Below are 24,486 nucleotides of genomic sequence, written 5' to 3'. Positions count from 1 at the left end.
TGCGCGCCTCAACTATCGGGTACGCTCCTCCGTGGCGCGAGGTGGCGGGCCCGGGGGGCTGGCGTGCACGAGCGCACGAAGTTTCTTCGAATCTGCGAATCCGGATGGAACCACATCCAATTCGGTGCCGTCAGAGGTTCGAATTTCACACACCAGCAGGGAGAGGATCCCCACCATGTTTAGCACCCGATCGCGCACCAGCCGGACCGTCGCAGTGACCTTCGCGCTGGCTGGCGCACTCGGCTTGAGCGCCTGCCAGGACTCCAGCCCGGATGCTGCACCGCCCACGTCCGCTGCTCCGACCTCCGCGGCGGAGAGCTCCAGCGCACCGGAGACCAGCGAGTCGAGCGCAGCACCGGAGACCAGCGAGTCTTCGTCCAGCTCCAGCAGCGAGTCGTCCTCGAGTAGCGAGTCCCCATCGTCCTCCGGCGGCGACGCTGGCGACACCACGCCGGTAGCGCCTGGCACCACGCTGAAGTATGGCCAGGCGGCCAACGTGGTGGAGTCCTCCACCGCTAGTTCGTCTGCTGCGGCTTACCGCCTGCAGGTCGACGCGCTGGAGAAGGCGCCCGACTCGGTCTACACCGGCAACGTGACCAAGGCTGACGGCATTGTCTATTTCTTGCGTTACACCGTCACCAATAACGGTGGGAGCCAGTCCAGCACCTTCGACGCGGGTGATGTCAACGGGTTCATGCTCAAGCCTAAGTTGGGCCCCGACCAAGAGGGTAAGAAATTCGTGAGCGCTCCGGGTTGTGATTCAGACGACACCGACCTCGCCGTTGGAGAGAGTGGCAAGGGCTGCGACGCATATATCGCCAAGGGCGCGGAGATCAAAGACGTTGTCTTCGCTCCGGGTTCTCGTATCCAGGTGTCCTGGACCCCCTGATCAGTTCGTGTCTGCGCCCCGAGACCAACGTCGGTCTCGGGGCGCAGACACGTGTCAGCGAGTGCTGCGGTTGGGCAGGTCCTCACCGAACGCCAGGGGTTCGCGGGTGAATCGGTAAGTCGCCCAGTTCAGTTGGCGCACGGACCCGTCAGGATGACGCCGGATCACAAGACGTTCCCCACGCTCGCGGCCCGAGGCCGTCACGAACTCATCGGCACCGACGGACTCAAAGACCGATGGTGGTCCTTGATCCCCGGCGATGCGCGCTTCCAGTGCCCCCTGGCGTACCCCAAAGGTGAAGGACGCCCCTTCGGAGAACCAGGTGCCGACCAGTGGTGCGAGGTCAGTGGGGACTTCGGTTCCGGGGACCCAGGGCTCCGGAATGGGGGGTTGACGGTCGAGGACGGCCGCTCCGAGGGTGGTGGCGAAGGCGCTCGGCCGTCCGGCAACCGATGAATTCATGCAGACCAGACCGGTCGTGGCGCTTTCACGATGAGTGAAGAAGCCCGTGATCGAGCCGGGGAGTCCGCCGGTGTGGCCGACCCAGATCCGGCCGTCACTGTTGGTGAGTTGAAGACCGAGCCCGTAGGCGATCCGCCAGTCCTCGGTGTCGGCGAATCCATGCGGCTGGCACATTTCGTCAACCGTGTCTGGGGACAAGACGGATGAGTCGGGGTCGGCAAGGAAGCCGTGCCACGTCGCCATGTCGGTGGCGGTGCTCCACAGACCGCCTGCTGGCGCGATGGCCGCTTTACTCAGGAGCGGCTCTTTCACGGGGACGTCGGTGTAGGGCTTGACGTAATACCTGCCAGCTTGCACACCCTGACCAGTCAGACCAGTTTGCTTCAGCCCCAACGGATTCAGCAGTCGTTCCTGCAAACTCTCGGCCCATTCACGGTGATCGAGCCGGGCCACGAGTTCGCCCAACATGGCATAGCCAAGGTTGCTGTAGTGCCAGTAGGCGCCCTCGGGCAGGATTCGTTCGGCTGCATTCCAGCCCTGGATCAATCCGGCGCGGTCAGGAAACTCCAGGGTGTCCCAGACATCGCCGACTGGCTCGCGTTGCACGCCCGTCAGGTGGGACAACAGGTGACGGATGGTGACCCGATCGTGGTGTGAGTCGGGCAGGTGCTGATCAATCGGGTCGCTGAGCCGCAGCTTGCCCTCGTCCCGGAGTTGCATCACCATCGCGGCAGTGAAGGTCTTGGTATTGGATGCGACGGTGACGTGCGTATTCGGGTCGTGCGGAACGCCAGGATGCTCGAGGTCAGCAGTCCCAATACCGCTGTGCCACAGGAGTTTCCCCGACTGGGCCACTGCTGCCAGCAGGCCAGGTACACGATGGTCGCGCTGGTGGTTCGCGGCGATGAGGGCGAGTTCGTGCGCAGTCTCGGCGAAGAGGGTGGGTTGGCTCATGCCTCGAACATACCGAGGAACGTCACGCCATCTTCATCGAGAGGTTTCTCCCTGGCCACGTCGGCGGCGCACGGTGGTGACGGGACCTGACGTGCGAGGAGGGGTGATCTGATGGCGCTTGTTCCGCATCAGCGTGGGCGCCGCAGCATGTCTGATCTTGCGGTGCGGCTGACCGGCGACCTTCGACAGATTCACCTCGCCTGGACGGCCCCGAGTGAGGCCGAGACGTTTGTTATCCATGGGCGTCCCATGCAGGTAGCGCCGAGAGGTGCTCGACCGTTAAGCGGGCCGCAGGTCTTGGCGGAAGTGTCCCGGGCGGACTACCTGCACGGCGGGCTGAGCGTGCATGGCGAAACATGGGAGTACGTCGTGCGCGGACTCGACCGTGATGGAGTGCCCTGCGCTCAGTCGAGTCCGATGTCGGTGACGTCGAAACCGTCCGTGACGGTGACCGGCCGCGCGGTCGCGACGGTTGGATCGTTTGATGGAGTGAGTAGCGAGTTGGCGCTCGCCGGACGCGCGTACGTCCGCTACCAGTCGACCTTTCCGCGCGATGTGGACTTCCATCACGGGCGGGACGAGGCAGCCACCCAGTGGAGTTGGTTGCACCCCGGCCCGGAGGACGCCTGGGCGGGGCGGCGTACGCACAGCTTCCGACTCCATTTCGATCTCGCCGGGCCACCGCGCTCAGACTTCGATTTCGCGGTGTGGTTGACCGACCGCCATCCGTCGCGGGCCGGTGCTGCGTCCGTATGGATCAATGACATCCTCTGCGATCCGGTCATCTTCGCTGGACCCTTCGACGCCGACCTCTCAGGGCCGGAGCTCCAGAGTGACCTTCCCGGTCGGGGGAGCGGGCCTGCATATTTTGAGCGCCCCTTGCCCCACTCGCTCTTGCGCGCTGGCGAGAACTGTCTGGAGATCGTGAAGGACCAAGGTTCCTGGATCGCCTACGACGCCGTCGGTATCTTTGCTCGCAGCTGATGAGTGGACGACGCGACGACAATCTGACTTGACCCTCACGCAACGTGAGGCGGTCTGATGGTCGGCATGACCAGGAGCGCGACGGTGACCGGTGCGGCATTGACAGTGGGCGAGGTCGCCCGCGAGGTCGGCGTGACCGTGCGCACCCTGCACCACTACGACCAGATCGGTCTGGTGGTCCCCAGCGGACGGTCGCAAGCCGGCTACCGGTTGTATACGGCGGCCGATCTTGAGCGGTTGCAGCACGTTGTGGTGTACCGACGGCTTGAGATGCCGCTCGATGACATCCGCACGATGTTGGAAAGCGGAGATGCCGCCGAGCATCTCCGTCGGCAGCGGTCCGTGGTCATGTCCAGGCTCGATGAGCTCAGTGAGCTTGTCGCGGCAATCGACGATGCATTGGAGAAGACCATGGATCAGCAGGCCATGACATATGAAGACATGAAAGAACTGTTCGGCGGTGAGTTCTACGACCACCAGGACGAAGCCGAACAGCGCTGGGGCAACACCGACGCCTGGAAGCAGGGCCAACGGCGGGTGAAGAGTTACGGCCGGGCCGAGTGGGAGCAGATCAAGGCCGAGACGGACCAGATGCAGACCGCCATGGCCGAGTTGTTTGCCGCGGGAGTAGCCGCGGACGAGGTGCCCGCGATGGATGCGGTGGAAACTCATCGTGCCCACATCGACCGGTGGTGGTACGACTGCTCGCCCGCGATGCATTGTTGTCTCGGCGACCTGTATGTCTCGGACCCGCGGTTCACCGCGTCCTACGACGAGGCGATGGGGGCCGAGGGCTTAGCCGAGTGGGTTCGTGCCGCGATCTATGCGAATGCCGAACGTCAGGGAGTGCACGACGTAGGGGTTGAAGAAACCGCCGAACAACCTTGAAAACTATAGGTTTTGGCAGTCCACGATCTCATACGGGTGCTCTGTGGAGGCGATTCCGAGACGCAGTGTGATTGATGTACTCTTGCCGAGAACGTTGTTCTCTCTGAGGGCGACGTGCGCGGTTGGGGGCAACCGTGTGAGGAGCGGGGGCTCCTCTTCAGGGGCATCGACACCAGGTGCCGCCTTCGACTCGCAACATGATGGAGATCCACTGTGCCCAATTTCACGCACGCCTCAAACGCAGAGGTCAGTCAGCGGGTGTCACGTCGCACCATCGCCAAGGGCGCAGCGTGGTCGGTTCCGGTGCTGGCCGCGTCGTCGGCAGTGCCCGTCATGGCCGCCTCGTGCACGGAGACCAAGTCAGCCGAGGCCGTCGTCGCGGCGTCGGCGACCACTAACCCGACCTTCGGGCCGAAGACGACCGTAGAATTCACCGTTCCCGCAGACGTCACGGAGATCACCTTCGAGGTGCTTGGTGGCGGAGGTGGATACGGCAGTTATGGCAACGCGTCGGGGTCCTCGGGCATCACGGCCGGTTCTGGCGCGTTGGTCACCGGAACGATGACGGTGGCGCCCGGGAGCGTACTCACGCTCGTCGCGGGCAACGGAGGAGCCGGACCCGCGCGCGAAGATCAGCGCATCGTCACTGGCGGTGATGGCTACGGCGCAGGCGGTCATACGGGAAACCCGACCGCAATCAACGGTCACACGCTGACCGGAGGTAGTGGTGGCGGTGGATCGGCCATCCTGGTCGGTGGACAGCCGGCAGTCGTCGCTGGAGGGGGCGGCGGCATCGGCTCCATCGAGTATTTCCCGACGAACGGGTACGCCTACACCACGGCCGGCGCGACCGGCGACGGCGGTCTACCCAACGGCGACACTGGCCACGACATCACGATCACCCGCACTGGTTTCAACGACCAGTTGTTCGGCGGTGGCGGCGCCTCGGGATCAACACCGGGGGCCACTCGGACGTCGGCCCTCTATCAGGCCAGCAATGGCAACAACACCCGCTACTCGCGTGTCGCGAGCAACCCGGGGCTGCCGCCGAGCGGCAGCGGCGGCGCGGGTGGCCAAGGCGCCACATCGCCAGCGTTCTACTCCGGTAACAGCTGGGGTTGGATCCAGATCGGCGGCGGTGGTGGTGGCGGCGGCTACGCCGGTGGCGCCGGTGGCGCCACGAGTGGTCGACTTCAGGCCAATAGTTACGTCTACCAGGCGGGCGGTTCTGGCGGTGGCGGCAGTAGCTTCGTGGATGACGCAGTCGTCACCGCGTCAGCGTTTGCCGATGGGGGAAATGCTGCGGCGGCCGGGAGTGCGGCACGGCACCCCGGTTACGTGAAAATTTCTTACAAGGCGCCCTGCGACTGATCGGCTTACGGCGTTTCGAGGACGCCCTGGTCGCGCATCTCGTTGAGGCTCGCTTCCACGAGACTGCGTGCCGAACCGTTCGGTGGCTCTCCGTGCTCGGCAACGACGGCCGCTACGAAGTCATCGAGCGCGAGGTCGTCACCGGTTCGGGCGGCTCGCCAGATGGTCGGGCCGATCCCGTCGAGGACCATGACGCGAGACGGCTGGCCGTCGAGAAAGATCACGAGTTCGGTGTCGGTCGCAATGGCGTCGTGGGTTCCGGGGTCGTCAACGCTTCGCCACTCGTTCACGTGGCCAGGCGTCTCGAGAAGGACCTCGGGGAGGTCTCGAAGGTCCTTGGCGTCGGAGTAGGTCAGCAGGAGCACCCCTCCGGTCTTGTCGATGACTGACGACATCATCACAATCGGGCTCTCCCACCGAGAGAGGTAACTCACCTCGGATACCAACCGGCCAAGGGCTTGCGCCAGCGGGAGAGGGTCGATCCGCGGTGGCCCCTCATGGTCCGGGTCACGTACGAGCATCACGATGCGCGCAAGCGTTGGTGTCTGAGTGAGTTTCTCGAGCCCGAGTTCAGCCGGTCCTGCCTGCTCTTTGATGGAGCCTTTCGCGCCGATTGACAGCGGTTTCTGATGCGGGAGGACCGTCAAGTCGGCTGGGTCGATGGCGACGGTCTCGTCGCTGACGTAGCCCCAGTCGGCGCCCAATGTCCTTGCAGCAGTAGTTTTTCCGGTCCCAGAGGGGGCGACAAGTGCGATGGTTTTGCCGGTCGCAGGGTCGGACAGGCCGGCGGCATGGAGCATGAGAAGTCGGCCCGCTTGGTGGGTCAGGGCCGCGACCGTCACGGCGGTCGACAGGGAGGACTCAAGGCGGTCCAGCGCGGTGGCGTTGCTGACCCCCGGGGAGTCGAGGACGAGGTCATGTGGCTCGGCGGACGGCTCGGGGAGCGCCGCGTAGGACCATTTTTCGATCAATCGCGCGCGATCGTCTGCCTGGAGCCAGTCATGGTTGAGTGGCACGGCGATCGTCACACCCATGACTCGGACGACCAGGTCGAACTCGTCAGCCTCGGAGGCCATCTTCATTTCCTCCCGGCCGTGCGGCGGCGCTCGGATCGTCTTTCCCCGGTGGCGATCTTACGAGACTTCCACGGGTTGGCGTCATCCAGGCGGAACCCAGGCGCTCGGCGTACCATCCTGAACGTGAACCAAGGGGATGAAACGGACGCTGATGCGGGCCAAACGCCGGGTGATACCCGTGCCGCGCGGCGTGCTGCGTCACCAAGAAAACGCCGTCGCAAGGGCTGGGTGATTGCCCTCGTCATGGTCTTGGTGCCGGTCCTGGCTGTGGGTGGCTATCTGCTCTATCTCAACGTCCTGGTTTCGGGCAATGTCAAGCACGCCAAGTTGCTACCCGACTCGGGCCCAACAGATCTCAGCGGCAAGGAGATCACCCAACCCGATAAAAACGGCACCAACTATCTGCTGATCGGCAATGACGGTCGCGATGGTGTGGCCGGCAAGCGCTCCGATGTCATGGTTCTCGTCCACGTTCCCGAGGACCGACACAACGTCACCCTGGTGCACTTTCCACGCGACCTGTATGTGCCGATCCCTGGCAAGGGCAAAAACAAGCTGAACGCCGCCTACGCCTTTGGCGGAGCGCCGCTGCTGGTGTCGACGATGCAGAACATGTTGGGCGTCAAGATCGACCACGTGGCGATGACGGGATTTGACGGATTCCAACGCATGACCGACGCCGTGGGTGGCGTTGATGTCCAGGTGGAAGAGGCCTCGACGTCCGAGGGCGTCGAGTTCCGCAAGGGCACGATGCACATGGACGGCAAGACTGCCCTCACCTTTGTCCGGGAGCGCAAGCAACTCAGCGAGGGAGATATCTCGCGGGGCCGTCGCCAGCAGGCCTTCATCAAGGCACTCATGCTGAAGTCGCTCACCCCCAGCACGATTGCCAACCCCGTGAAGTTGCGCGGATTTCTTAATGCGGCCACCACCAATCTCACGGTCGATAACGACTTGACTGTTGGAAAGATGCGGTCCGAAGGCTTCGCGATGAGAGGAACTCGCGGAGGCGACATCAGGTTTGTCACCGCGCCGTTCTCTGGCTTTGGCCGCAGCCCTAGCGGCGCGTCCATTGAACTCGTGGATGGGAAGAAAATGACTCAGCTCGGCACAGCCATCCGGACTGACACTATGGACAGTTATCAGGAGTGAGGCTCGCTCCGACCGTCGGTGCCGTCGCCTAGGCTGACGCTCATGCCCGAACAGTCGCCCACGACGCGTGGAGTCTTCATCGTTTTTGAGGGTGGTGACGGGGCGGGCAAGACCACCCAACTCGACCGGCTCGTGTATTTCCTACGAAGCCGCGACGAGGACGTCGTCGTGACCAGGGAACCGGGCGGCACGACATTGGGCCATAAGATTCGTGAGCTTGTCCTGCACGGCGAGGATGTTGCCCCGCGTGCCGAGGCGTTGTTGTTTGCCGCTGATCGCGCGCACCACGTGGCCACGGTCGTCCGGCCCGCTCTTGAGCGCGGCGTGACCGTCGTCCAGGACCGCTACATTGACTCGTCGGTTGCCTATCAAGGTGCCGGGCGAGACCTTGATCCGGGCGAGATCGCTCAGCTTTCCGCGTGGGCTACCCACGACCTTCGCCCTGACCTGACGGTGTTGCTCGACGTGACACCCGAACTCGGCCACACCAGACGATCCGGAACGCACGATCGGTTGGAGCGGGAAGCCGACGAGTTTCACGCCAAAGTACGCGCGCATTTCCTGCAATTGGCCGAGGCCGAACCGCAGCGCTACGTCGTGCTCAGCGCGGAGCGAGAGCCCGATGAGATCGCCGCGGATGTGCAGCGCGCGGTGACCGACCTTCTGGACGGCCGAGTGAAGAGCGGCACGTCATGACCAGCGTGTGGGATGACGTCGTCGGTCAGGAGCACGCTGTCTCGGCCTTGTCCGCAGCGGCCCACGACTCTCAATACATGACTCACGCGTGGTTGCTTACTGGGCCGCCGGGGTCCGGACGGTCCACTGCGGCAAGGGCTTTCGCTGGTGCGCTGCTGTGCCCGCAGCGCGGGTGTGGGGACTGCCATGAGTGCCGTACGGCCCGCGACGGCAGCCATGCTGACGTTGAGGTGGTGGCAACTCAGGGCCTGTCGATCCAGGTGAAGGATGCTCGCGAGTTGGTGCAACTGGCGGGGCGGCGTCCCTCAGTGGGTGCGTGGCGGGTGATCATTGTCGAGGACGCTGACAGGCTGACCGAGAGAGCCGCCGACTCACTGTTGAAGGCACTGGAGGAGCCCACACCGCGCACGGTGTGGTTGTTGTGCGCGCCCTCCTTGGAGGACGTGATCATCACGATCCGCAGCCGCTCGCGACACGTACGCCTGCGCACGCCAGCCCCGGAGGCCGTCGCCGACCTCCTGGTGCGCCGCGATGGCATCGATCCAGAGCAGGCGTTGTATGCCGCTCGCGCCACGCAGTCTCATGTCGGGTTGGCGCGGCGATTAGCGCGAGACGAGGGGGCGCGTACCCGCCGCCGCAACACCCTGCACCTGGCCGTGGGCATTCGGTCGCTGGGGGAGGCGATGAGCGCTGCAGCCAACCTCGCATCCATCGCGAGCGAGGAATCCGGCGCGAGCAGTGCAGAGCGTGACGCGGCTGAGCGGAAGCGACTGTTGGAGCAGTTGGGCGCCGACCCGCAAGCGCGGACCCAGCCGCCGCATATTCGCGGCCAACTGAACACCTTGGAGAAGGAACAGAAGACGCGCGCGACCCGGTTTGGCCGCGATGTCATCGACCGTTCGCTGGTCGACCTCATGTCGGTCTATCGCGATGCGCTCATGGTCCAGGTCGGTACCCCGGTGGAGTTGGTCAACGCCGACGAGTCTGAATTGCTCGCCACGCTCGCGCAGCTATTTGGGCCGGAGCAACTGTTGGGGTGCATGGACCAGATCGGCACGGCACGCGAGCGCATCGAGGCCAACGTGCCACCGTTGCTCGCGTTGGAAGCCATGGCGATCGGGCTGCGAGTTCCGACCAGGCACACCGGTTGACGTTCAGGACTGTCGGTTAGCGTGCAGTGTCAGGGTCGACGCCTAAGCGATTACCACGTGAGGACAGGTCAGTGAAGACGAGTCGAGCGACGACGGCTACGCCCAAGAGCGTGCTCGCTGCGGTGGCGGCGACGGCATTGGTGCTCTCGGGATGCAATGGATCTGGCGATGAAGCCGACCAGTCAGTCGATCCCAAGGCGACCAAAGCGCCGTCGAAATCGTTGGCCAAGTTTTACGACCAGAAGTTGTCGTGGACGGACTGTGAAGAGGGCGCGCAGTGCGCTCAGCTTGAGGTGCCGATCGACTACAGCCAACCTTCCGGCGGCACGCTCAAGGTCGCGGTGCTGAAGCGCAAGGCTACTGGTCAGCGCCGTGGCTCCCTCGTGGTGAACCCGGGTGGGCCGGGTGGTTCAGGAGTTGACTACGCCGCGGCAGCAGACTTCATCGTGAGCCGGGACGTGCGCAAGGCCTATGACGTCGTGGGCTTCGACCCTCGCGGTGTGCAGCGGTCGGCGCCGATTGTCTGTTATGACGCACCCAAGATGGACGGCCAGCTTGGCGGGGACCCCACTCCCGACGACTCAACCGAGCAGAACGCCATGATGAAGAGCGGGCGTGACTTCGGTTCAGCGTGCAAAAAGAAGGCGCCCGAACTCATCGGACATGTCTCGACGGTCGAGGCGGCCAAGGACATGGACGTGCTGCGGGCCGCGCTCGGCAGCAGCAAACTCGACTACCTCGGCAAGTCGTACGGCACCTTCCTTGGCGCGACCTACGCCGACCTCTTCCCCAAGAAGGTGGGTCGGTTCGTCCTCGACGGCGTGGTGCCCCCAGACATCACCAACAGCCAGGTCAACCAGGGGCAGGCGGATGGCTTCGAGCGAGCGACGAAGGCCTACGTCAAGGATTGCGTCGACTCCGGTGACTGCCCGCTCGGTGGGTCCGAGAAGGAAGGGATGAAACGCATCCGCGACTTCCTCAAAGAGGTTGATGCCAAACCTATTCCGGTGACCAACGATGAACGGGTCAAGAAACTCACCGAGGGTTGGGCGTCGTCGGGGATCGCGGCTGCCATGTATGACCAGGGCATGTGGGGGTCGTTGACGAAGGCCTTCAAGAGCGCCTTCGCGGGCAATGGCAATGACTTGATGGCGCTCGCGAACTCCTACTCCGAGCGGGACAGCGAGGGCAACTATTCAAGCAACATCATGCAGGTCATCAGTGCGGTGAATTGCCTTGATCGGCAAGGCTCCCCGGACGTGGCTGACTATCGCAAGGACCAGGCAAACTTCACGAAGACCGCGCCGACTTGGGGTCCGTTGCTGGCCTGGGGCGGGGCCGTGTGTGGCGAATGGCCAGTGAAGGCGACGGGCAAGCCGAAGAAGATCACCGCGCAGGGGTCGAGCCCAATACTGGTGATCGGCACGACCCGTGATCCTGCAACGCCGTACGAGTGGTCGGTTCGGCTCAACAACATGCTCGACAACAGTCGGTTGATCTCGTGGGACGGCGACGGACACACCGCCTACATGCGGAGCAACAAGTGCGTGGACGGCGCGACCGACAAGTACCTGCTTGAGGGGAAGGTCCCCGACAAAAAGGACACCAAGTGCTGAGCGTCGAAGGCGACACCAGCCGGGACGCTTAGGCCAGTTCGACGACTGCCTGCACCGGCATGTGATCGGACGGCCACACGCCCTGGGGTTTGGTGGAATTCACCGCTGCTGAGTGAACACGAGTTCCGGGCGTAGTGAGGATCCAGTCGATGCGCTCCGCGCCGACCCGCGGTGTGTCGTATCCGGCGAAGGTGCCGTATGCCGGGGTTACGTGACGTCGTGCGCTGACCCAGGTGTCGACGTATGGCTTGGTCAGAGGCGCGTACACGGCCTTGTCGGTTGTCGCCGCGTTGAAGTCGCCGGTGACGACCATCGGCATGGACCCAAACTGACCGCGCAGGTCAGCGACGACGCGCGCCGAACGTGCTCGGGACTTTCGAGACTCGTGGTCGAAATGCGTGTTGACGTAAACGAATTCGCGGTGGCTTGTGCGATCGCGCAGGCGCGCCCACACCACGGTCCGGGTGACGACGTTGCCCCAGTTCGCGGAGCCCACAACGTCTGGAGTGTCCGAGAGCCAGAACTGTTCCCACCCGATCAGCTCGAATCGGCGGGTGTCGAAGAAGATGGCGTTGTGTTCATCGGTCGAGCCGCCACTTCGCCCGTAGCCGACCATCTCGTGGTGGGGCAGCGCAGCGCGAATCGTGGGGAGCTGGAGGAATGTCGCCTCTTGCACGCCGAGGAGATCAGGCTGCTCTTGCGTGATGAGCGCCGTGAGCGCAGGCCGGCGCCGGGGCCAGGAATCCGGGTCATGGGCTGGTGCGTAGGTGTCGAGTCGGATGTTGAACGACATCACGTGGATGCGCGGTGCTGGCTGGGCTCCGATGAGGGCCGGGGGCTGTTGCGGGTGGTTGGCCCCGCTCGTCGCTACTGCGGTCAGCGGTGGAGCCGACACAGCGATGGCGAGGCCAGTGAGGATCGAGCGACGAGATAGACGTACGGGGCGTGGCATGCAACTCCTCGTGGGTGCTCTCGAAGAACACCGCTGAGGATCCTTGGGCCTCCTGACTTCGACGTAGCCGCGCCTTGTCCCCTGTGCGACCTGGCGGTGACATTTGTGGTGGTTAGCGAACCTTGATGAGGACGCACTGTGGAACACCTCGGGGAGCAAACGGCACGGCCGGGGTGCCCAGACAAAAGTCTGAGCACCCCGGCCGTTGCCGTGCTGTATGACTGGTGCTGACTACGGGCACACCGTGTCGTAGGTCACCGTCGCGAAGCCCGGGTTGCGCCTGCCCTGGGTCGCGCTGCCGTTGCCAGCGAGCGACGGGGTGGCTTGGGCCGCGTCGTTGAGGTAACTCGACCCGCCTCCAGCCGAACCAGAGAACATGTAGGCCAAGCGTGACCCACCGGCCTGCCAGTAGATCTGGCACCACACGGTGCCACCGGCACCACCGGCGTATCCGCCGCCGCCACCAGAGCCGCCCAGGAGCATGGACTTGCCGGTTGATCCGGCGATGCGACGATTGAGCGCACCGACCCCACCATTACCACCCGTGGTGAGGTTGCCAGCGCTGCCGGCCGCGGCCTTGTAGTAGCCGTACCAGTTGTTCTCGTTGGTGATCGGGTTGGTCGAGGCCGCGACGGACGCGACGCCAGACTCACCTGGTGTCGCGCCGTAGGCGTTGCCCGAACCGTTGATCCACTGGCTACGCATCGGCGAAGCGCCCGTGACTGTCACGTTGTGCCGAGACGTCGCGGTTGCAGTGCTCGCGCCGGGGAACGTGGCGTCGCCGCCATTTGAGCCGCTAAAGGTCGCGTGCGAGCCACTGCCGGTGATTGTGTACGAGCCCTGGCCAGCGGCCCCTCCACCGCCACCGGCGATCACCATGGCCGTGCCATTGACGAGGATGGCAGAGCCACCACCGCCGCTACCCCCAGTGAGCGTGTCGTTGCTGTTGGAAGGCACCGTGCCGGAGTTGGCGCCATTGCCGAATCCCTGTCCGCCCGTTGCGGTGTCGGCTCCCCACCCCGCAGGACCAGTCCCGCCCTGACCTGCAACGATGCGGATCGTCGCCCCAGCGGGCACGTCCAGCGTGCCAATCAAGCGGACGCCCGAGCCACCGTGATAGTTAGCCGCCGGGCTGTATGCGCCGCCACCCCCACCGGCGATGTCGAAGTTGATCGACGTGACGTTTGATGGGAGCACAAACGTCGACTCACCAGCCGCCGCGCTGGTCGTCGAGGCCGGCTTGGCCGACTCGGTCACCTTGGTCGGTTCACACACCGAGGCTGCGGTTGCGGGGGCAACTGACGCCAATGCAATGGTGGGGACCGACCATGCCGCCCCCCTGGCGATCGAGCGACGTGAGACGCCGGTTGTCTGGGTGTTCTGAGAATTCACTCTCGGACTCCATCGTGAAGAAATCTGGTCAAAGAAGCCGCCGGGTAGGCGTCGCAACATGTTGTGCAGCCCTGTCGGAGCGAGCGCTGCGCTCACCATGCGAAGGAGGGCCGAACTACTTCTCTGCCCCCAGAGAATCAGCAACTCGACGACGACGCGGCACCAATGTCGTGACGCGTCCTCATGAGTGTGGACGATGTACTGAAACCTGTCTAGCCCAGAGTGCCTTCAGGGAGCTCTCGGGCACGTGGGATCAATCACATCGACGATGTAAGAGGCAATCAGGCGGCCTCTAGTGAGGCTTTTGGATGTCGTTGAAGTCGGCACCAGCACATGCGCGCAGCAAAAACGCTCCCAGCGCGGGGCTGGGAGCGTTGGTGGAGCCGCCTATCGGAATCGAACCGATGACCTATTCATTACGAGTGAATCGCTCTGGCCGACTGAGCTAAGGCGGCGTGCGACCGGTGATGCTGGACGCGAGGCCCGAGTATACGCACCGCCCGGCGCACCGCCGAAATCGTCGGCGGGCCACCTCATCAAATGGAGTTCAGTAGGGCTTGTCGAGTGGGGGTAGGTCGGGATAGCGCTCGCCCTTGATGGCGCCGTCCTCAGTGCGTAGAAAGCTGGCTCGCACGGTGCCGCGTGGGGTCACGACGCGTTCCAGGCCATGCGGCGTCGTCCACCGATAGACACCGGGTCGCGGTTGATCGACCTGGTAGTTGAGGTGGGTTTTGGCGCGATGGTGTCTTCGGGTGAGTGGCGCGTCGTTGTGGTCGCCCGTTTGCCCTGGTGGGCCGGTGTGGTCGTACGGCACCGCGTGGTCGTGATCGACTCGCGCATCGGGTCGGGAACCCGAGTGTGGGAAAACGTCTCCGCAGGTGCGTAGTTCGCCCCGGGTACGCACATCGGCGGGGTGCTCGTACCCATTGACCGCGCGTGATTCCCGCAGATCCACAACCGGAAGCATCTCGATGTTGCGGTGCCCCACTAGGCCGGCCAGGTGGTCAATCAACATGGGGCCCAGGGCTTCGACGCGCGCGATGCCGGGCTGGTCTCCGGTCACGGTGGTATCGGTGAGGTGGACGACTACGGTCGCGGAGCGCCGCGTGGTTTGTGACTTCCCGTTGTCGCCGCTCATCAGCGCGAGCGCATCGGCCGGGCGTGCAAGCAAGCTCAACCCGCGGGCGCGGAGCTGGTCCCAGGTGAGTTGCTCCTCGGCAGCAAAGTCGCCCCGCTCAGCGAGGAGACCGGCCAGATCATCTACGGCCTGCTCGAGATCAGCGGCCTCACCTGGGTCCAGCCGCGCGAACACGGTGCGGATTCCTGCCGTGTTGTCGAACTGGTCCACTTCGGACCCAGGTAGCGGCTTGGGAAACCAGACACCGACCTTCGACTGGTTTTCCCGGATCCGCTCGTGATGGGCCGCCTGGTCAGATTCAATTATCTTCGCTTCAGCCAGGCTGAGCAGCCGGGATGGTGATTGGTCGATTGCTTCAGCGACCGCGCGGTCCACGATGGCCACGGCATCTCTGCTCAACGGTCTGGTCATGCGGGCGATCTTGCGCGCGACCCACACCTCGCAGCGCAGGCTGTGCACCTGGGACCACACCTTCGGCAGCCGGTGTCGAAGATCGAGTGCGTCAGCCGTCGAATTCCTGGTGGCGGCCTCACCGGTCTGCCGGGCGATAGCCATCTCGGCGAAGCACAAGTCCATCACCTGGGGCGTGCCGGCCCCGCCAACAGTCACCAGGCGTGGGCCGCCCCTCCTCGCAGGCACCGCCCCAGGCTCAGCCTGTGGGTCTTGGTCGTGGGAATCGGCCCAGATCAGCAGCAGTTCGAGATCGTCAACGTCCGCCTGTCGCCGGGCAATAGCACCGCGCTCGGCACGCGCAAGGATCTCGCGACGCTGCCCAATCGGTGGTGACCCCATGACCACATTTTAGTCGAACATATGTTCGAATACTAGGGTTGGCGTGGTCGGATTCTTCCGAGTGTGGTGGCATGGCCACTATGCCGAGCCATCAGCACCCGTTCGACTGGGTTCCAGGTCACGTACGCCTAGGGAGAGCACGCGGCCAGGTGGTGTTGCACGAGGCGTCCGGCCACGCATTGTTGTATGCCGACCGAGCCAGGACGCTCCTGCCCGAGGCGGACCGGGTGCTGATGGCGCCAGACACGAAGTTCGATGTCGCATCGATCACCAAGGTCTTCACCAGTCTGCTACTGGTGAGCGCAGTTGAGCGCGGTGAAGTCGACCTGGACTCACCCGTGGCCGAGTACCTTCCAGACTTCATCGACAAGCCTGACGTGCTCGTGCGCCACCTAGCGCTTCACACCAGTGGAATGAGCTGGTGGTTGCCGCTGTGGAGCGACTGGCCCGACGTGGCAGCCCGACGGCGCGCGGTCCTGGAGTGCGACCTGGAGGCGCCGGCTGGCACGCGGTACACGTACAGCGACCTCAACCTCATCGCGCTGCACCTGCTGTTGGAGCGGATAGCCGGACGTCCCCTGCAAGATCTGGTCAGGCAATACATCACCGAGCCAATCGGCATGGTTGACACCGGTTTTGGCCCTGTCGACCCTGCGAACTGCGCCGCTACGGAGGATGAGGTCGACACAGGTCGGGGGATCGTTCGGGGTGAGGTGCACGACGAGAACGCGTGGTCGCTGGGTGGGGTGAGCGGCCACGCCGGGATCTTCTCGACAGCACACGACCTCGGACTGCTCGGTCAGGCGGTGCTCGATGGTCACGTCGGCGGCGACCTCGTCACATCCGATCTCAGTAGCGGTCAGCCAGGCGAGCAGCACAGCCTGGTCTTCGAGATTGACCGCCCACGTTGGATGGGTCGGCTCTCAAGTCCTGAATCGCTAGGCCACACAGGCTTCACGGGAACCTCCCTCGTGATCGACAGACGCCGCGAGGCTGTCGCAGTCTTGCTCACCAATCGGGTGCACCCAACTCGCGAAACCCCACCGATTTATCCGCTCCAGGCGAAATTTGCCGATGAGGTCGTCGCGTTCACGCGGTGAGGTGTGGCCGTACCCGCTGGATAATCTCGTGCGCGACAACCTCGGCCTCGACTTCGGGCAGCCAATGTCCAGCGTCGACTTCAACGAAACGGTAGTCAGCAGAGACGAATTCGGCGGTCTTCTCGGCAGCAGCGCGGCCGAGCGCGAAGTCGCGACGACCCCAGACGTACGTGGTGGGCACCGTGATCTTGCGCGGACCCGAGTGGCCTCCGCCGCGGCGTCGGCTCACCATCTTCTTCACGGAGCGACCGATTGCCGCGGAGGCAGGCATACCGCGGTACCAGTTCATTGGAGGCGTCAACGACTCCGGCGTCGGGAACCGGTCGACGTAGCGCTGCGCCTGGTCGGCGTCCATACCGGTCCTGAGATACAGCGACCGCAGACCGCGATGCAGGCGCTTCTCTGGCAGCCGAGGAATCTGGAAGGTCACCATGTACCAGCTGCGTCGCGCTTGATCGCCATGGGTGAACGCCCATGCCATGGCCGTGGGGTGTGGCGTAGAGAGCACTGTTGCTGAGGCGACCCGATCGGGGTGCGCCGCGGCGACGGCCCACGCCACGGCGCCACCCCAGTCGTGACCGACGACATGGAAGGTCTGGGCGTTCGCCGCATCAGCGAGCGCCACCACGTCCGCCACGAGCTCGCGCATTGCGTACGCAGACCTGGCCGTCGGGCTCGCTCCGGGGGAGTACCCGCGCTGATCGGGGGCGAGCGTGCGCAATCCGGTGGCATTGAGCTGCTCGGTCACCTGAGACCACGCGGTGCGGTCCTGGGGAAAGCCATGCAGCAGGATCACCACCTCGCCCTCAACGGGACCGGCGTCCGTGACATCAAAGGTCAGACCATCGCGTGAGAAGGAGTCCATGCGGCCGACGATACGGCGCCCGGTGGTCTTATTCTGAAGGCATCATGACCCAGACTTACCCGCTCGGCGGGCGGCGAGCATGGATGGTGTGGGCGACGGCGGTCGCGATCTACATCCTGGCGATCTTCCACCGAACCTCCCTGGGTGTTGCCGGACTGGTCGCTGCCGACCGCTTCGACATCTCCTCTGCCGAGCTTGCCACCTTCGCGATAGTCCAGCTCGGCGTCTACGCCGCGATGCAGATTCCGGTTGGGGCGCTACTTGACCGGTTCGGCTCCAAGGCACTCCTTGGTGTTGGGCTCATCACCATGACGATGGCGCAGATCGGCTTCGCCTTCGCTGGGACCTATACCGCGGGTGTCGTCGCGCGGGTCTTCATCGGGGTTGGCGACGCCATGGTGTTCGTGTCCGTCTTGCGCCTGGTCGCGCTCTGGTTTCCTCCAGCCAGGACCCCGATCGTCACCCAAGTCACGGGGATCATCGGCCAGGTCGGGTCGCTCCTTGCGGCCTATCCGCTCGCTTTCGCGCTGCGCGAATTTGGTTGGACCACAAGTTTCCTCATCGCGGCGGGTGCCGGTGTGGCACTCTCCGTGGCTCTGGTCTTGGTGGTCATCGACAGCCCTTATGACGACCAAGAGCGAACTGACCTCAAGATGCGCGCCGTCGGCCGCGCCGTACACCTCGCCTGGAAAGAACCTGGCACACGGCTTGGCCTGTGGTGTCACTTCACCGCGCAGTTCTCGTCCAACGTTTTTGCCGTGATGTGGGGATACCCATTCCTGACCGTGGGGCAAGGACTCAGCGCCAGTGAGGCGTCGGTGCTGCTCGCGCTGATGGTTCTGGCGGGTGTGATTGCCAGCCCCGCGTTCGGGGTTTTCGTTGCGCGCTACCCCTACTCGCGATCGACACTGGTGCTCTGGCTCGTTGGAGTCATGATGGTCGCCTGGGCTGTCGTGTTGTTGTGGCCCGGTCGCGCGCCGGTCTGGCTCTTGGTCGTGTTGGTCGTCGTGACGGCTGCTGGGGGTCCAGGTTCGATGGTCGGATTCGACCTGGCGCGGACCTTCAACCCCTCGACCCGGCTGGGGAGCGCGACCGGGATCGTCAATGTCGGCGGCTTTGTCGCGGCGTTGAGCACCGTGGCGCTGATCGGCATCGTGCTCGACGTGGTGGCGCCCGGCGGTCCCGCGACCTACACCGTTGACTCGTTCCGGTGGGCCATGGCCGTGCAGTACCTCGTCTGGATCCCTGGCTTGGTGATGATCGTGAGATACCGCCGACGCACCAGGAGACTCATCCAGACCGACAATGCCTACGCGCACATGATCCCGCCGCGCCGCATTGACCCTGGGTGGTGACGGCGCTCAGGTCGAGGTCGTGGTCGTCGTGATGATCGTGCTCGTCACGATGCCGACCATGATGGCGTTCGTCACGTCCTGGACGGCCTTGCCGACGGCGCCACCGGCCCAGTCGCCTTCGGCTATTTGACCGGCGCGTGCCTTGACTTCCTTGGCCGACATCCCCCCGTTATCGAGGACGCTCAGTTCGTTGGCGCTGTGCAACAAGGCGATGAGTGCCGCGGTGCGGGGTTGTGGCACTTCGCCGCCGACCAGAGCGCGGCTAATGTCCTGGCGTACCTGGACCTCATGCCTGGAATCGTTTGCAGGCCAACGCGTCCGAGAGAAAAGTCCAAGAACCTTGTCGTCCTGACGATGGAGGATGCCGCGTTCGGCTAGGCGTGCCAGGAGGGAATCGCTGACTCCTTTACCGATCGGCCCAACAAGTGAGCCGGCTGGCTGGGGCTTGTTGGCGATGATCGCCAGGGCACCCTGGAGGATCGGATCGGCTGGCCGTGCGTTGGGGGCCGGTGCGACAGTGTCCCCAGACTGCCAGCGGGAGGTCGACTTATGGAGTTCGAGTTGCCCGGTGGCGGCGAGTTCGGCAAGAAGCGCGCCGCCGAGCAAGGCGTCAGAGAACGTCTTCGCCCGCTGCTTCCCCGTCTCATCGTCCAGCAAGAGCAGGATCAGATCCTCGGCGAGCAGCGTGTCCATGTCAGGCCTCAGGCTGGTCGGCCTGGCTGTCGCTGCTCTGGTCGCGGTCGATTGAACGCTCGGTGTCGTCGGCCGCGTGGCCGGGCATGGCCCACCGGGCGGTGGTCATGTTGTTGTCCTTGGCGCGCTGGAGGGCATCGCCGACGACCTGGTCGGCATCGGAGGCGCCGACCCAGTGGGAGCCCTCTTCTACCGACTTGCCCGGTTCGAGCGCCTTGTAGGTCTCGAAGAAGTGCTGCACCTCCTTCAGCGTGAAGTCGCTGATGTCCTTGATGTCGGTGATGTTCTCTTGACGGGGGTCGCCGGCCGGAACGCACAGAATCTTGTCGTCGCCGCCAGCCTCGTCGACCATCTTGAAGACGCCGATCGCCCGCGCGCGCACAACGCATCCGGGGAAGGTCGGCTCGTCCAGGATCACCAGGGCATCCAGCGGGTCGCCGTCCTCACCGAGGGTGTCCTCGATGTAGCCGTAGTCGGCCGGATACGACATGGCGGTGAACAGCAGGCGATCCAGTCGGATACGGCCGGTCTCGTGGTCGATCTCGTACTTGTTGCGAGTCCCGCGCGGGATCTCGATGCTGACGTCGAACTCCATAAGTCCTGTGTTCCTTGCCTTCTGTCGGTGTCACTCGCGAGAAACGGCGAGCACTCTTTGCGGGTTAGTCTCTCCCACGAGGCGCATTCACGCGAGCGAAGGGGGGCCTCGTGCGCAGAAGTCGCAAGATCTTGGCCGGTTCGTCGGCCGTGGTCGTGCTCGTCGCTGCGTATGCCACCCTCGACGCCGTCGACATCGTCCCTGGCGTCCTCACCACCGCAGATGCGCCGCGCGAACCGGTCCCCCTGCCCGGCGAGTCGGCGCCGCCACAGAACGTCCGAGTCCCTTCCGCACCGCAGCTGCCCCAGCAGACCGGGACGCTCAAGGGGCCGATGCCAGATCGCGCAGCCTTACGCGCCGCGATCGCCCCGCTGGTCGGCGCCAAGAGTTTGGGCACCACCGCCCTTGACGTGCGCGACGCCAAGACCGGAACTCGGCTCTACCAAAAAGCACCCGACGCAGCGCTCACACCAGCCTCTATCACCAAGGTGCTGTCGGCGTACGCCGTGGCCAAGACACTCGGCGCCGACCGGACCCTGGCGACGACCGCCGTATCAGGCGGAGATGGCAAGGTTGTTCTCGTCGCAGGGGGCGACACCGCGCTCGGCACTGGCGCAGGTGATCCCGACGCCGTGAGGGGCCACGCTGGGTTGGGAGACTTGGCCCAGCAGGTCGCGATCAAGCTCAAGGCCGAAGGGCGCACCGAGGTTCAGATCAGCTGGGATCTGAGCTATGCCCCCGGCCCACTGCAGGCATCGACCTGGAGCCAGGACGTCGTCGATCAGGGCTTCACTACCCGGATCTCCATGCTCGGCCTGGACGAGGACCGCTCCGACCCAGGCAACGCCCCACCGCAAGACCCAGCCAAGAGTGCGTCCGAGGCGTTCGTGAAGGCGCTGCAGCGACAGGGCATCACGGCGACCGTGGGACAAAAGACCACAGCTCCCACCGACGCCAAGCAGTTGGGCGTCGTGCGCTCTGCTCCCCTCAGCGCCGTACTCGGGCTGGCCATGCGAAGCAGTGACAACGCCATGATCGAGTCCCTGGTTCGCCAGGGCGCGGCAGCCCAGGGCGTGCCGGGCGACACGACGTCGGTCACTGCGTGGGTAGTCGGAGTGCTGCGCGCGGACGGCATCGACGTGCGCGGCGTGCGACTGCGGGACGCCGCCGGGCTCGCCGACGGCACCACGATCCCGGCCCGAGTCATCACCGATGTGCTGATGCGTGGGGTCACAGGGAAGGCGCCCGCCTTCCAAGAGGTCGTTGCGCAGTTTCCCGTAGCCTCGCTCAACGGGACGCTCGATGATCGGTTCTTCATCAAGGGTGCCGAGGCTGGGCGCGGAATCGTCCGGGCTAAAACCGGCAGCCTTCCCGGTGTCAGCAGCCTCGCGGGCACCCTGGTGACCCAGGACGGTCGGGAGCTTGTCTTCACCATCGTGAGCAACGGCAAGGCCGCTGCCGGTCCGGTGCAGACCCGGGCCGACCTCGATCGAGTGATTAGCGCTCTCGCGAAATGTGGCTGTTAAACCTGCAAGCGGACGACCGAACCGACGGCTGAGGGCACCGCGCTGGAGCCTCGTTAGAGTCGCCACCATGAGCCAGACGTACATCGACTGGGATGTTGCCCGCAAGACGGGCCATCGCATCGCCTCCGACGGACCCAAGACCAGCGTCGCAAACGCGCGGGTGGTCGTCGAGGAATTGCGGTCGGCCGCCGAGCGAGCTCATCAGCCCGTGGCCGACACCGCGCGCCTTAACCCGGGCTCGACCCAGACGCCCGTGCATGTCGTGGATCGCACGACCTGGATTGACGTCAACGCCGGTTCGATGGGTGCCCTGGTTCAACCGGCTGTTGAGCGCATTACCGCGCAGCGTTTGGCGGGGCCGCGCGTACGCGCTGTTGGCGCCAAGATCGCTGGCGCCGAGGTTGGTGCGCTGCTGGGCTACGTGTCCTCCAAAGTGCTTGGACAGTTCGACTTGGCGCCTGAGGGTCAGCCGAGCCTGATGCTGGTGGCGCCCAACATCGTCAAGGTGGAACGTGAACTCGGTGTCGACCCGCACGATTTCCGGCTCTGGGTATGCCTGCACGAAGAGACCCATCGCGTGCAGTTCACGGCCGTGCCGTGGTTGCGTGAGCATGTGATCACCAGTGCGCGCGAACTGATGATCGACCTGGTTCCCGACCCGGAACAGCTCCCTGAGCGCATGCAGCAGGTGGTGGCGCGGCTGCCAGAGGTCGTGCGCGGCGGCGGCGGTGGACTCACCGACCTGTTCACGACCCCAGAGCAGCGGGCTGAGGTCGCCAAGGTCACCGCGGTGATGTCGCTGCTGGAAGGCCACGCCGATGTCGTGATGGATGAGGTCGGGCCGCAGATCGTGCCGTCGGTGGCCGACATTCGCAAGAAATTCGACGCGCGTCGTGCGGGCGGTTTCGGGCCGGATCGGCTGCTGCGCCGATTGCTCGGGCTCGAGGCCAAGATGCGCCAGTATCGCGACGGCGCCATTTTCGTCCGGACGGTGATCGACCAGGTCGGACTGGACGGGTTCAACACCGTCTGGACCTCGCCAGAAACCCTCCCGCTCCCCACCGAGATCGCTGACCCGCCCGCGTGGGTTGCGCGGGTGCACGGCTGAGCGCATGGCCGGTCCGTCGCCGGCCGTCGCCCACACTCGGGTGGCGGTACGAGAAGCACTCACAGCGCTGTCCCTGCCGCCCGATTCACTCATTCTCGCCGCCGTGAGCGGTGGCGCCGACTCGTTGGCGCTCGCCGCGGCACTGTCCTTTGAGGCGCCCCGGATGACCCTGCGCGCTGGCGCAGTGATCGTGGACCACGGGCTGCAGGCCCACTCCCACGAGGTCGCGGACCGAGCCGCAGCGCAGTGCCGTGAACTCGGACTCGCGCCTGTCGAGGTGCGTACCGTCCAGGTGAACCTCGAAGGCGAGGGTCCAGAGGCCGCCGCGAGACGGGCACGTTATGCCGCCCTCGAAACATCGAGGGTGGCCCAGCGCGCCGTACACGTCGCGACGGCGCATACTCGCGACGATCAGGCCGAACAGGTGCTGCTCGGCCTCTTGCGGGGCTCCGGTGCGCGGTCCTTGAGCGGTATGTCCCCGGTATCAGCGACCCTCGTTCGGCCGTTTCTCGATATCACCCGCGAACACACCGAGGCCGCATGCGAGGCGTTGGGCGTGCAGCCCTGGCAGGACCCACACAACGAGGATGAGACTTTTGCCAGGGTCCGCGCTCGCCGGCTCCTCGCCGACCTGACCGGCCGTCTCGGCGGGGACCTTCGCGCCAACCTGGCGCGGACATCCCGCCGAGCGCGCGACGATGAGGAGGCCCTCGCCCACTGGGCCGAATCGACGCTCGCCGGATGTGCGGGCACGGCTTCGGAGGGCATCGCGGTGGCCGACCTCGTCGACCTGCCGAGAGCGGTGCGTACCCGTGCCCTGCGACGGCTCGCGTTGGAGGCGGGAGCCGATGCGTCGGCGCTCAATTTCGGGCAGCTGACCGAGCTAGACCGGCTCATCACGGATTGGCGTGGGCAGGGGCCGATCGATCTGCCAGGAGGGCTCCAGGCGCAGCGGGTACGGGGTGCGCTCGCCTTCGGCCCGCGCCGTCCGGTTGAATGAGTGCGGACTGACCAACCAGCGGAGGAGCGAGCGTGGACGCCGACCATATGGGCAGCGACCTGGAGAAGGTGCTCTATACGGAGCCGCAGATTCAGCAGCGGCTCGCCGAGCTAGGCCAGGAAATCTGGCAGGACTACGGCCCACAGCGCGATCAGCTCTTGCTGGTGGGTGTTCTCAAAGGCGCCGTCCTGGTGATGGCCGACCTCATGCGAGCCCTGCCCGGCAGCGTGCCGATGGACTGGATGGCCGTGTCCTCCTATGGTTCTGGCACCAAGAGTTCGGGAGTGGTGCGCATCCTCAAAGACCTCGATACCGATATCACCGACCGCCATGTCCTGATCGTGGAGGACATCATCGACTCCGGTCTGACGCTGTCGTGGATCCGCTCGAACTTGGAGTCGCGCGCGCCAGCATCGGTAGAAATCTGCACGCTGCTGCGCAAACCGGACGCTGCCAAGGTGCACATTGACTGCAAGTACGTCGGATTCGACATTCCCGATGAGTTTGTCGTGGGATACGGCCTGGACTACGACGAGCGCTATCGAAACCTGCGCGACATCGGCACCTTGGCGCCGCACGTCTACAGCTAAGGAACATCACGCGCACCTCGGACGTTTGCCAACCTGAACCGGTGTCGCCCCGCATCTGCGGGCGAGATTGCCGGACGTGTACGGTCGTCGGGGCTTAGACCCCTGGCGGCATGCGGAGCCAGTGGCATCCATCCGGGGGCT

The 24,486-nt window shown here is 64.9% G+C and carries 23 protein-coding genes and 1 tRNA gene; 14 read left to right on the top strand and 10 right to left on the bottom strand.

Annotated features, from left to right (window positions below; translation table 11 throughout):
- Positions 1 to 12: 12 nt before the first annotated feature.
- Positions 13 to 513 (bottom strand): hypothetical protein, encoded by a 501-nt coding sequence (locus tag F562_RS0111865; RefSeq protein ID WP_156822638.1) that lies wholly within the window; start codon positions 511 to 513, stop codon positions 13 to 15.
- On the opposite strand from F562_RS0111865, the gene F562_RS0111860 reads away from it, so the two are divergent.
- On the top strand, positions 497 to 889 hold the full coding sequence (locus F562_RS0111860; RefSeq protein WP_026181223.1) for a hypothetical protein: 393 nt from the start codon (positions 497 to 499) through the stop codon (positions 887 to 889). The genes F562_RS0111865 and F562_RS0111860 overlap by 17 nt on opposite strands.
- 54 nt (positions 890 to 943) lie before the next feature.
- On the opposite strand, the gene F562_RS0111855 is transcribed toward F562_RS0111860, so the two are convergent.
- Positions 944 to 2,305: a serine hydrolase domain-containing protein gene (locus F562_RS0111855; RefSeq protein WP_018157183.1), complete on the bottom strand. Its 1,362-nt coding sequence runs from the start codon at positions 2,303 to 2,305 to the stop codon at positions 944 to 946.
- 111 nt (positions 2,306 to 2,416) lie between these two features.
- On the opposite strand from F562_RS0111855, the gene F562_RS0111850 reads away from it, so the two are divergent.
- The 3 genes from F562_RS0111850 to F562_RS0111840 all read left to right on the top strand — a co-directional run bounded on the left by F562_RS0111850 (position 2,417) and on the right by F562_RS0111840 (position 5,548).
- Positions 2,417 to 3,289, top strand: coding sequence for a fibronectin type III domain-containing protein (locus tag F562_RS0111850; protein ID WP_018157182.1), 873 nt, complete (start codon positions 2,417 to 2,419; stop codon positions 3,287 to 3,289).
- A 66-nt stretch (positions 3,290 to 3,355) separates the two neighbouring features.
- Positions 3,356 to 4,177, top strand: coding sequence for a MerR family transcriptional regulator (locus F562_RS18985; RefSeq protein WP_051080236.1), 822 nt, complete (start codon positions 3,356 to 3,358; stop codon positions 4,175 to 4,177).
- 213 nt (positions 4,178 to 4,390) lie between these two features.
- Entirely contained in the window at positions 4,391 to 5,548 is a 1,158-nt protein-coding gene (locus tag F562_RS0111840) for a glycine-rich domain-containing protein (RefSeq protein ID WP_018157180.1), read from the top strand.
- Between the two features lie 5 nt (positions 5,549 to 5,553).
- On the opposite strand, the gene F562_RS20235 is transcribed toward F562_RS0111840, so the two are convergent.
- Positions 5,554 to 6,624: an ATP-binding protein gene (locus F562_RS20235; RefSeq protein ID WP_018157179.1), complete on the bottom strand. Its 1,071-nt coding sequence runs from the start codon at positions 6,622 to 6,624 to the stop codon at positions 5,554 to 5,556.
- 123 nt (positions 6,625 to 6,747) lie between these two features.
- Here F562_RS20235 and F562_RS0111830 point away from each other — a divergent pair, with 123 nt between their 5' ends.
- The 4 genes from F562_RS0111830 to F562_RS0111815 all read left to right on the top strand — a co-directional run bounded on the left by F562_RS0111830 (position 6,748) and on the right by F562_RS0111815 (position 11,239).
- Positions 6,748 to 7,776 carry an LCP family protein gene (locus tag F562_RS0111830; protein WP_051080167.1) on the top strand — a complete coding sequence of 343 codons (1,029 nt, stop codon included), beginning with the start codon at positions 6,748 to 6,750 and terminating at the stop codon, positions 7,774 to 7,776.
- 42 nt (positions 7,777 to 7,818) lie between these two features.
- Positions 7,819 to 8,472, top strand: coding sequence for a dTMP kinase (gene tmk, locus F562_RS0111825; RefSeq protein ID WP_018157177.1), 654 nt, complete (start codon positions 7,819 to 7,821; stop codon positions 8,470 to 8,472).
- Positions 8,469 to 9,623 carry a DNA polymerase III subunit delta' gene (locus F562_RS0111820; protein ID WP_018157176.1) on the top strand — a complete coding sequence of 385 codons (1,155 nt, stop codon included), beginning with the start codon at positions 8,469 to 8,471 and terminating at the stop codon, positions 9,621 to 9,623. The genes tmk and F562_RS0111820 overlap by 4 nt, the downstream gene beginning before the upstream one ends.
- A gap of 71 nt (positions 9,624 to 9,694) precedes the next feature.
- Complete coding sequence (locus F562_RS0111815; protein WP_018157175.1) at positions 9,695 to 11,239, top strand: alpha/beta hydrolase; 1,545 nt, start codon at positions 9,695 to 9,697, stop codon at positions 11,237 to 11,239.
- A gap of 28 nt (positions 11,240 to 11,267) precedes the next feature.
- Here F562_RS0111815 and F562_RS0111810 read toward each other — a convergent pair whose 3' ends face one another.
- From F562_RS0111810 to F562_RS0111790, 4 genes are all read right to left on the bottom strand, one after another.
- Positions 11,268 to 12,191, bottom strand: coding sequence for an endonuclease/exonuclease/phosphatase family protein (locus F562_RS0111810; RefSeq protein WP_018157174.1), 924 nt, complete (start codon positions 12,189 to 12,191; stop codon positions 11,268 to 11,270).
- Positions 12,192 to 12,422: 231 nt separating this feature from the next.
- Positions 12,423 to 13,583, bottom strand: coding sequence for a hypothetical protein (locus F562_RS0111805; protein WP_156822636.1), 1,161 nt, complete (start codon positions 13,581 to 13,583; stop codon positions 12,423 to 12,425).
- A 378-nt stretch (positions 13,584 to 13,961) separates the two neighbouring features.
- Positions 13,962 to 14,038: transfer RNA gene (locus F562_RS0111795), tRNA-Thr, on the bottom strand.
- 92 nt (positions 14,039 to 14,130) lie between these two features.
- Positions 14,131 to 15,513: a hypothetical protein gene (locus F562_RS0111790; RefSeq protein WP_018157171.1), complete on the bottom strand. Its 1,383-nt coding sequence runs from the start codon at positions 15,511 to 15,513 to the stop codon at positions 14,131 to 14,133.
- Between the two features lie 71 nt (positions 15,514 to 15,584).
- Between F562_RS0111790 and F562_RS18970 the strand changes: the two genes are divergently transcribed.
- Positions 15,585 to 16,613, top strand: a complete 1,029-nt coding sequence (locus F562_RS18970; protein WP_083915536.1) for a serine hydrolase domain-containing protein — start codon at positions 15,585 to 15,587, stop codon at positions 16,611 to 16,613.
- Here the strand turns inward: F562_RS18970 and F562_RS0111780 are convergent.
- Positions 16,603 to 17,478, bottom strand: coding sequence for an alpha/beta fold hydrolase (locus tag F562_RS0111780; protein ID WP_018157169.1), 876 nt, complete (start codon positions 17,476 to 17,478; stop codon positions 16,603 to 16,605). The genes F562_RS18970 and F562_RS0111780 overlap by 11 nt on opposite strands.
- 44 nt (positions 17,479 to 17,522) lie before the next feature.
- Here F562_RS0111780 and F562_RS0111775 point away from each other — a divergent pair, with 44 nt between their 5' ends.
- Positions 17,523 to 18,833, top strand: a complete 1,311-nt coding sequence (locus F562_RS0111775; RefSeq protein WP_040385324.1) for an MFS transporter — start codon at positions 17,523 to 17,525, stop codon at positions 18,831 to 18,833.
- A 6-nt stretch (positions 18,834 to 18,839) separates the two neighbouring features.
- Here F562_RS0111775 and F562_RS0111770 read toward each other — a convergent pair whose 3' ends face one another.
- The gene (locus F562_RS0111770; protein ID WP_018157167.1) at positions 18,840 to 19,526 is read right to left on the bottom strand and encodes a GOLPH3/VPS74 family protein; all 687 of its coding nucleotides are present in this window, start codon (positions 19,524 to 19,526) and stop codon (positions 18,840 to 18,842) included.
- A gap of 1 nt (position 19,527) precedes the next feature.
- Positions 19,528 to 20,121, bottom strand: coding sequence for an inorganic diphosphatase (locus F562_RS18965; RefSeq protein WP_018157166.1), 594 nt, complete (start codon positions 20,119 to 20,121; stop codon positions 19,528 to 19,530).
- 110 nt (positions 20,122 to 20,231) lie between these two features.
- Here F562_RS18965 and dacB point away from each other — a divergent pair, with 110 nt between their 5' ends.
- The 4 genes from dacB to hpt all read left to right on the top strand — a co-directional run bounded on the left by dacB (position 20,232) and on the right by hpt (position 24,345).
- A complete protein-coding gene (gene dacB, locus F562_RS18960; RefSeq protein ID WP_018157165.1) occupies positions 20,232 to 21,647 on the top strand; it encodes a D-alanyl-D-alanine carboxypeptidase/D-alanyl-D-alanine endopeptidase in 1,416 nt (471 codons plus the stop codon).
- 67 nt (positions 21,648 to 21,714) lie between these two features.
- Positions 21,715 to 22,755: a zinc-dependent metalloprotease gene (locus tag F562_RS0111755; protein ID WP_018157164.1), complete on the top strand. Its 1,041-nt coding sequence runs from the start codon at positions 21,715 to 21,717 to the stop codon at positions 22,753 to 22,755.
- Positions 22,756 to 22,759: 4 nt separating this feature from the next.
- On the top strand, positions 22,760 to 23,755 hold the full coding sequence (gene tilS / locus F562_RS0111750) for a tRNA lysidine(34) synthetase TilS (RefSeq protein ID WP_018157163.1): 996 nt from the start codon (positions 22,760 to 22,762) through the stop codon (positions 23,753 to 23,755).
- A 32-nt stretch (positions 23,756 to 23,787) separates the two neighbouring features.
- Complete coding sequence (hpt, locus tag F562_RS0111745) at positions 23,788 to 24,345, top strand: hypoxanthine phosphoribosyltransferase (RefSeq protein ID WP_018157162.1); 558 nt, start codon at positions 23,788 to 23,790, stop codon at positions 24,343 to 24,345.
- Positions 24,346 to 24,486: the final 141 nt, after the last annotated feature.

The organism is Demetria terragena DSM 11295 (genome assembly GCF_000376825.1).
In the GTDB taxonomy this organism is placed as follows: domain Bacteria; phylum Actinomycetota; class Actinomycetes; order Actinomycetales; family Dermatophilaceae; genus Demetria; species Demetria terragena.
The sequence above is the reverse complement of the archived record's forward strand: the minus strand, read 5'-3'. Positions and strand labels throughout refer to the sequence as shown.

Excerpts from the sequence above, each read along its gene's own strand:
- F562_RS0111855 (WP_018157183.1), bottom strand. The coding sequence starts at position 2,305 with ATGAGCCAACCCACCCTCTTCGCCGAGACTGCGCACGAACTCGCCCTC.
- F562_RS0111850 (WP_018157182.1), top strand. The coding sequence starts at position 2,417 with ATGGCGCTTGTTCCGCATCAGCGTGGGCGCCGCAGCATGTCTGATCTT.
- F562_RS18985 (WP_051080236.1), top strand. The coding sequence starts at position 3,356 with ATGACCAGGAGCGCGACGGTGACCGGTGCGGCATTGACAGTGGGCGAG.
- F562_RS20235 (WP_018157179.1), bottom strand. The coding sequence starts at position 6,624 with ATGGCCTCCGAGGCTGACGAGTTCGACCTGGTCGTCCGAGTCATGGGT.
- tmk (WP_018157177.1), top strand. The coding sequence starts at position 7,819 with ATGCCCGAACAGTCGCCCACGACGCGTGGAGTCTTCATCGTTTTTGAG.
- F562_RS0111820 (WP_018157176.1), top strand. The coding sequence starts at position 8,469 with ATGACCAGCGTGTGGGATGACGTCGTCGGTCAGGAGCACGCTGTCTCG.
- F562_RS0111810 (WP_018157174.1), bottom strand. The coding sequence starts at position 12,191 with ATGCCACGCCCCGTACGTCTATCTCGTCGCTCGATCCTCACTGGCCTC.
- F562_RS0111790 (WP_018157171.1), bottom strand. The coding sequence starts at position 15,513 with ATGGGGTCACCACCGATTGGGCAGCGTCGCGAGATCCTTGCGCGTGCC.
- F562_RS18970 (WP_083915536.1), top strand. The coding sequence starts at position 15,585 with ATGGCCACTATGCCGAGCCATCAGCACCCGTTCGACTGGGTTCCAGGT.
- F562_RS0111780 (WP_018157169.1), bottom strand. The coding sequence starts at position 17,478 with ATGGACTCCTTCTCACGCGATGGTCTGACCTTTGATGTCACGGACGCC.
- F562_RS0111775 (WP_040385324.1), top strand. The coding sequence starts at position 17,523 with ATGACCCAGACTTACCCGCTCGGCGGGCGGCGAGCATGGATGGTGTGG.
- F562_RS0111770 (WP_018157167.1), bottom strand. The coding sequence starts at position 19,526 with ATGGACACGCTGCTCGCCGAGGATCTGATCCTGCTCTTGCTGGACGAT.
- F562_RS18965 (WP_018157166.1), bottom strand. The coding sequence starts at position 20,121 with ATGGAGTTCGACGTCAGCATCGAGATCCCGCGCGGGACTCGCAACAAG.
- F562_RS0111755 (WP_018157164.1), top strand. The coding sequence starts at position 21,715 with ATGAGCCAGACGTACATCGACTGGGATGTTGCCCGCAAGACGGGCCAT.
- tilS (WP_018157163.1), top strand. The coding sequence starts at position 22,760 with ATGGCCGGTCCGTCGCCGGCCGTCGCCCACACTCGGGTGGCGGTACGA.